This window comes from Mesorhizobium sp. M2D.F.Ca.ET.226.01.1.1 (assembly GCF_004022705.2).
Lineage (GTDB): Bacteria > Pseudomonadota > Alphaproteobacteria > Rhizobiales > Rhizobiaceae > Mesorhizobium.
Genome location: NZ_RZOY02000031.1, coordinates 1 through 4,959, shown reverse-complemented (window position 1 = coordinate 4,959; position 4,959 = coordinate 1). Strand labels below are relative to the sequence as shown.

General features: G+C 61.2%; 2 protein-coding genes and 5 pseudogenes. 4 read left to right on the top strand and 3 right to left on the bottom strand.

From position 1 onward, the window contains the following. Together EN869_RS33555 and EN869_RS33550 are read left to right on the top strand one after the other, a co-directional pair. Positions 1-268: pseudogene (locus tag EN869_RS33555) on the top strand (hypothetical protein); the annotation flags it as partial. 597 nt (positions 269-865) lie between these two features. Further along, positions 866-2,203, top strand: a complete 1,338-nt coding sequence (locus EN869_RS33550; RefSeq protein ID WP_126097346.1) for an amidase — start codon at positions 866-868, stop codon at positions 2,201-2,203. Between the two features lie 357 nt (positions 2,204-2,560). Here the strand turns inward: EN869_RS33550 and EN869_RS33545 are convergent, their stop codons facing one another. The 3 genes and pseudogenes from EN869_RS33545 to EN869_RS35615 form a co-directional block, all read right to left on the bottom strand. After that, on the bottom strand, positions 2,561-2,914 hold the full coding sequence (locus EN869_RS33545) for a transposase (protein WP_126097345.1): 354 nt from the start codon (positions 2,912-2,914) through the stop codon (positions 2,561-2,563). 64 nt (positions 2,915-2,978) lie between these two features. After that, positions 2,979-3,170 (bottom strand): annotated as a pseudogene (locus EN869_RS35620) (ATP-binding protein); the annotation flags it as partial. Positions 3,171-3,292: 122 nt separating this feature from the next. Next, positions 3,293-3,640 (bottom strand): annotated as a pseudogene (locus EN869_RS35615) (ATP-binding protein); the annotation flags it as partial. Between EN869_RS35615 and EN869_RS33535 the strand changes: the two are divergent. Next, positions 3,632-3,867 (top strand): annotated as a pseudogene (locus EN869_RS33535) (IS21 family transposase); the annotation flags it as partial. The pseudogenes EN869_RS35615 and EN869_RS33535 overlap by 9 nt on opposite strands. 494 nt (positions 3,868-4,361) lie before the next feature. Continuing rightward, positions 4,362-4,782 (top strand): annotated as a pseudogene (locus EN869_RS35395) (transposase); the annotation flags it as partial. Positions 4,783-4,959: the final 177 nt, after the last annotated feature.

Genomic DNA, 4,959 nt, shown 5'->3' with positions numbered 1-4,959 from the left:
GGCGCAAGTCGAGAGCAGCCTTGCAACTTTGCTGCAGGACATTGCGGTTGCGACCTTCCGTGCCTGCCAGTGCCGGGACTACGCCCGCGTCGACCTCCGGATCGACCGCTCCGGTCAGCCCTTTGTCTTGGAGATCAACTCGATGCCGGGGCTGAGTATGAACTCCGAATTTGTCCTAGCCGCGATTGCCGCTGGACATAGCTACTCGAGCTTGATCAATCGCATCCACGATATCACCCACGCGAGGTACTTCGAAATCGTTGGCTAGATGCCATAATGGGCCGACGCTCCTCGCATAGCGACGAAAGTGACTATTCCTCCCGGTGACGATGTAGGGCGGGTTGGTCGACCCCAGGGCCAGCAACCCATCGCCTCGCAGGAGCGTCACTTGCGGGAAGCCAAGGCGGCGGCTGAGGTCTACACGGGCGCCGGATGCTTTCCCGGCTACTCACCGGGCGCTCGATGGTCAGTGCGACCTCGAGCCCGCCGACTGAACCGGGCGATGAGCCGGGCACCGAGGCCAGTATGATTTTCCCTCGTGATCTAAACATTACTATTGAGGGGGAACTTCGGAGACGGGAATTTTCATCACTAAACCGGATTCGACTACTCACGATAATCTGCGCGGCCTTGCCGTTGTGGGAAAGAGGAACAATGGTGAAGCTCCGTCTGGAGACATTGCAGGCCATTAACGTCGATTTTTTTGACAACCTATGGGCCGAAGAGGATCTTCAAAAGTTGGTGACGCCCCGGTTCGGGGTAGTTCCTAGCTTCGAGAGTTTGCTATCGGATTTGCGCAGAATCGGCGCCAGAGACCTGGGCCAAGTTGCTCCGGACGCCCTAGCGCAAGCAACAGACACTGGCCATGACTGAATGGAGGTCAATCAAAACTATTGCGGCCGCACTCGAGGGCGGCAACCGGTCCGCGGTCGAGATCATCAGCGACTGTATTGCTGCGGCCGAACGGACCAATCCCTCGCTGCGCAGCTTCATTACGGTTGCCGCCGACCATGCACTCGCCCAGGCGGCCAAGGCCGATACACGCCGGAAGGCCGGCCGCGTTCTGGGACCGCTTGATGGAATTCCTTATGCCGCCAAGGATATGTTCGAAACGCGCGGGATCAGGACCACCGGCGGCAGCAGGGTGTTAGAGAACAATGTGCCGGAGAGGTCGGCGGCGGCCATTTGCATGCTTGAGGCAGCGGGGGCGGCCCTGATCGGCAAGACCAATCTCCACGAATTCGCATTTGGCGCGACCGGTGAGAACCGCTGGGCCGGAACAGTCGTCAACCCGCATGATGAGACAAGGCTCGCTGGTGGCTCGAGCAGCGGCTCCGCGGCAGCCGTGGCGGCGGGCATCGTGCCGTTCGCGCTTGGCACCGATACGGGCGGCTCGGTTCGTATCCCGGCCGCGCTCTGCGGCATCGCCGGGTACAAGCCGAGCTATGGCCTGATCAGTCTCGACGGCGTCATCCCCTATTGTTGGTCGCTGGACCATGCGGGCGTACTCGCGACATCTGTTGAGGACCTGGAGCTTGTCGTCAGGCAAATCGCGAAGCTCCCGTCGGCGACGCCACCCGGCGCGGCGCCGAGGGTTGCCTTGGTCAACGGCTGCGAGAACAAATGCGACGCGTCGGTGCACGACGCGTTCCTCGCCACGAAGACACACATCGGACGGCGGGGCGCCACATTCGGCACGATCGCACTCCCCGATCAGTCCGAGGCCCGTGCAGTCTCGCTGACAATCCAGCTCGCCGAAACTCTTGCGTATCACGGCCCTAATCTTGCCAGCGCCCGAGATCGATTCGGTGCCGACATGCGCGGCGGCATTGTGATGGGTCAGTTCCTGTCCGCAGAAAGCTACGTCCAGTGTAAGCGCGTGCTGTCGACCTACAGGCGATCATTTGCGCAGGCCATGCAGACGTTCGAATTCCTGTTGATGCCGACCTGTCCGATCACAGCGCCGGAGGTCGGGACCATCGACGTGGACATAGCCGGGCAGACTATTCCACTTGGCAGTGCCCTGACGATGTTCACTTCCTTCTTCAATCTGGTAGGCGCGCCGGTGATAGTGCTCCCGGTAGCCTCGCCGAGCGGCGGCCTGCCCGTGTCTGTGCAGATTATTGGTGCACCCGGCTCCGATGCGCAGCTCTTTGGGGTCGCCCTCAGGCTCGAGAGCGTATGCAGGGAGGCGAGATTCTGATCGCGTCAACCAGTGACTTCGAGCGTTCGACAAGAACACGGGACTGGTCTAGAAAACTGAGAGGACAGTTCTGGAGTGCACCCCGCGACTGAGACAAATTAATAGCAGACAATTCCTGAATTACAGGAAGAAACGGTTGGAAGTAAAGCCGAGATTTAGCGAACAAGAGGAACACTCCATGCTTTTGCGGATGGACGGGATGCAAATTCCGAGGGATGTCGCCCTCCGATTCCGAAATGATCTCGCCCCCTCGTTCCGAGATTTAACCGCCCCCTGAATCCGAAATGATGCCGCCCCCTTGGAGGCATGCGCTAAGATAGCTTCGGCATGGACTGAAATTTGCGCTTTCGAGGTGGCTCACGCCATCGATGTCGCAAGGCATGGAGATTTTGGCGCAGGGTTGCCAAGGGCGGTTGAGCAAAGATCGCTGCGATCAGCGAGGCGACGATCTGGCGGGTGGCGCGCCACAGCAGCGGGCGCCCGTCGCTCAAGGGGAGAGACACCCAACTCCTGCGAAAGGGTTTCGGTCACAAGCGCGATGAGGAAGTGGGCAAGAATCCAAGGCTTTGCGATCCTTGGCTCTTTGGCGGGAGGCGTGGCCAGTCCGATCAGGCTCTTCAGACGCTTGAAGGCGAGCTCGATGCGCCAGCGCATGCGATAGAGCTTGAGAACTGTGCCGGAGGGAAACTCGTCCTGGTCAAGCGAGATCACAAGGTGTCAATGCCGCTCGAATTTTCCCCAAAAGTGCCGAAGTAAAATTCCCCAGTTTCGCCGCTCAGGCTGTCGCGGAGGGGTGTCCATTTTTCGGTGGCCGGCCGCGCGGCCGCGATGGTGGATTTATTGTCGGCGGCGTGATGGAGGCTTTTGATCGCAAGTGTTCGGGCATGAGCTCGGCGTGCTGGCGGAGCCGATAACTCGATCCGTCGATCTGGACGACGACCGCATGGTGAAGCAGGCGATCGAGAAGTGCGGTTGTGACGACAGGGTCGCCGAAGACCTCGCCCCATTCGGCGAAACCGCGATTTGAGGGAGAATCATTGCGCCCTTCTCGTAGCGGGCGTTGACGAGTTGGAAGAACAGATTGCCGCCACCGTGGACGACGGGCAAGTAGCCGATCTCATCGACAACGAGCAGAGCAGGCCGGCAGAAGAAGCGGATGCGTTCCTGCAGGCGGCCTTCGCGTTCGGCCCTTGCCAGCGCGGCGATGAGTTCGGCGAGCGTGCAGAAATAGACGCTCTTTCCAGCCTTCACAGCCTCGACTGCAAGCGCAATGGCCAGATGGCTCTTGCCTGTGCCGGGCGGGCTGAGGAAGTGGATGACCTCGCAGCGGGCGACGAAGCCGAGTTGGGCCAGCGTGAAGATTCGATCGCGGTCGAGCGAGGGCTGGAAAGAGAAGTCGAAGCTGGCGAGCGTCTTGACCGTGGCCAGCCGGATCACATGCCTTCATCGCACCGCCGTGGACGATCGAGAGGATCAACCGGGAAGCTTCCGCGATCGGTCTCGATGCGGCCTTGCTGTGCCAGAAGATACTGGCGGATCGGCCGCATCCCGAACAAGGCTTCCGCGCCTGTCTTGGCGTCATACGGCTCGTCAAGGGCTTCGGCCGCGAGCGCGTCAACGCCGCCTGCGGCCGGGCGCTGGAGATCAACGCCAGGACTTATGGCTATTGCAGACTGTGGTGCAGGAGGCTTTCGAAGCCGAGAGGACGGAGGCGATCTGGCAGCGAAGAGGTCGGCCGGTGACGATCAGGCTGAGGCGCCTTAGCCCCTCGCCCTGGGGCGAACGCCGTGGGGTTGCGCCGGTCAGGCAACGCGGCGGTAAGCCGATCTCCTCGATGCAGGCTTTGGGAAAGCGCAGCTTCGCTGGGACAAGGCGGTTCCTAATGCGCTTGTCGGCCCGCGGGCGAGCTTACGGTCGAGCATTCGGCCGTGCCAGTCCTTGTGGTCTGATCTCATTGGCGCTGCTCTGTTCGGCCTTCGCGCCAAACAGCTGCCGTTCCGGGCTATCACTCAAAGGAGCTTACAAGTAGGGTCCCGTTACAGAACAAGGCGGCGCCTCCTCGCTTTCGTACCAAAGGCCCTCAGGTTCGCCGCCGAAGCCGGCGAGATCAAAAGGCGTTCATTCACTGACGGGTGGTGCTTAAATGTTCAGGCCGATGCCGTTGTTCAAAGTGGGCCGCAATCCTGGTCCGCTGACCCCAGGCGCTGTGCTGGGCGGATGCGCGCCGAAAGTTCTTCGTGCTTGCCGACGTCGCTACCAATGCCAAGCGCGCAAGGATGCCGCACCGATCTCGCGGATCGCGCTCGAGGCGGTCAACCAATGGACCTGCTGTTGATGTCGAGCGCGACATCAAAGGTCTTGCCGCCGACGAACGCCTGCGAGGACGCCAGCAGGAAAGCCGGCCGTTGGCAGAGACGCTTAGGGGATGCGGAGCGAGCGGGCAAGACTGTCCCGAAGCTCTCCGGTTGCTGAGCCGATCGAGTATGTGCTGAAGGGTGGGAAGGTTTATGACCTTGTTCGCCGACGGCCGGATCAGCCCGACCAACAACGCTGCCGAGCGGGCGTTGCGTCTCTTTGCTACGCGACGATCGCCGACCCATTATGGCTTTCAGCTCAGAGGAATCGAAGTTCGCGATCGCCGTTGCTCAGGACCTCCGCCCCTCCATCGGTCACCAGGATCGTCTCGCTGCAACCGATCGCGAAACGGCCCTCCTCGTCGGTCAGGAACAGCGGCATGTGCAGCGCCATGTTGGGCC

Excerpts from the sequence above, each read along its gene's own strand:
- EN869_RS33550 (WP_126097346.1), top strand. The coding sequence starts at position 866 with ATGACTGAATGGAGGTCAATCAAAACTATTGCGGCCGCACTCGAGGGC.